Genomic DNA, 1,268 nt, shown 5'->3' on the forward strand with positions numbered 1-1,268 from the left:
GCCGACCGTCCGATTTCTATGTCATTAACAAAGGGGAAGAAAAAGAATAGTTATATTTTTCTCCTCGTTTCACCACGGCACAAATACGATGAATGAGTTTGTTGCGAACGGCGTTGAGAACCAGCATTTTATTTTTACCTTCTCCAACCTTACGCTCATAATACGTTTGTAATTCACCTTTTACCCGAACAGCGGCTAAAGCACCTAAATGAAATAGTACTTTTAGCTTTTTCCGAGCGTGCTGATTGACGCGAGTCCGGCCACGAACGCTACTGCCTGAGCGATGCTCGAAAGGAGCTACTCCAGCATGGCAGGCCAATTGTTTGGGTTCGTTAAAGTCTTTCATTTCCTTGGTCGAAATGATGACTTCTGTTGCGGTAACGGCACCAATACCGGGAACAGATGTGATGAGAAGAAACAAGTCTCGAAGTGTCTGGTCCTCATTAATAACGCGTTGGATCTGGGTCTCAACCTGTTTGAGATCCAATTCCAACCCTTGTATTGATTTTTGACAGCTTTGGTTTAGTTGCCCTTGTAACACTTTATTACCAAATCCTTTCTGCTCTTTGAGAGGTAGTCGTAACTGCTGGAGAACAGACACCAGGCGGTGTCGCAAGGCACTTAGCTCCGTGAGTTGTTTTAGGATAGGTCTAGGAGGTTGCCATAATCGAATCCGATCTCGAAATCGATAGGCATACTCCGCAATGCGCACTGCATCGATGGCATCTGATTTACCCCGCTGCAAACCACCTGCTTGCTTGATCTGCAAGGAGGCTTCTAGCCACAAAGCAAAGCCTTGTTGATGGAGAAACTCAAGTGCATGAGCATTGTAAATGCCGGTATGCTCAAGACAACATACGGTTTCTGCGATGGTGAAACCAGGCAAAGCCTTGATCAGCTTGAGAGTGGCTTTGATGCCGACCTGAGTATTGGCCGACTGGCTTTGTAAGACGATACTTTTGCCATCAAAAACAGCCCAATCTAGTGTAGCTTTGGAAACATCAATGCCAATAAAGTAGTGAATTACCATAACAGTAGTTAAGTTAGATGAGAAAAACTTACCTGTCACATTCCTCGATACCTTCCTAATGGGTCTTACCCAAATTTCTATTCGAGACTTTGACAAGCTTACAGAGCGAGACCTGAATCGGACGATAGGCCTTAGAACCTGGCGGCTGCGAAAGGGAAGCCCACTCTGTTCACTTTTGGCAAGCTATTTTAAATATTGGAATATTAATATGACACAAACCTAAAGGCGGCTGCGGTGC

1 protein-coding gene is annotated in these 1,268 nt (G+C 45.0%); it reads right to left on the bottom strand.

Annotated features, from left to right (window positions below):
* Window positions 1-16: 16 nt before the first annotated feature.
* Entirely contained in the window at window positions 17-1,030 is a 1,014-nt protein-coding gene (locus ACYVC2_RS25520; protein ID WP_461107260.1) for an IS110 family RNA-guided transposase, read from the bottom strand.
* Window positions 1,031-1,268 lie beyond the last annotated feature (238 nt).

This window comes from Spirosoma koreense (assembly GCF_054777875.1).

Bases quoted from the DNA above. Each gene is read 5' to 3' on its own strand.
- ACYVC2_RS25520 (WP_461107260.1), bottom strand. From the start codon at position 1,030: ATGGTAATTCACTACTTTATTGGCATTGATGTTTCCAAAGCTACACTA.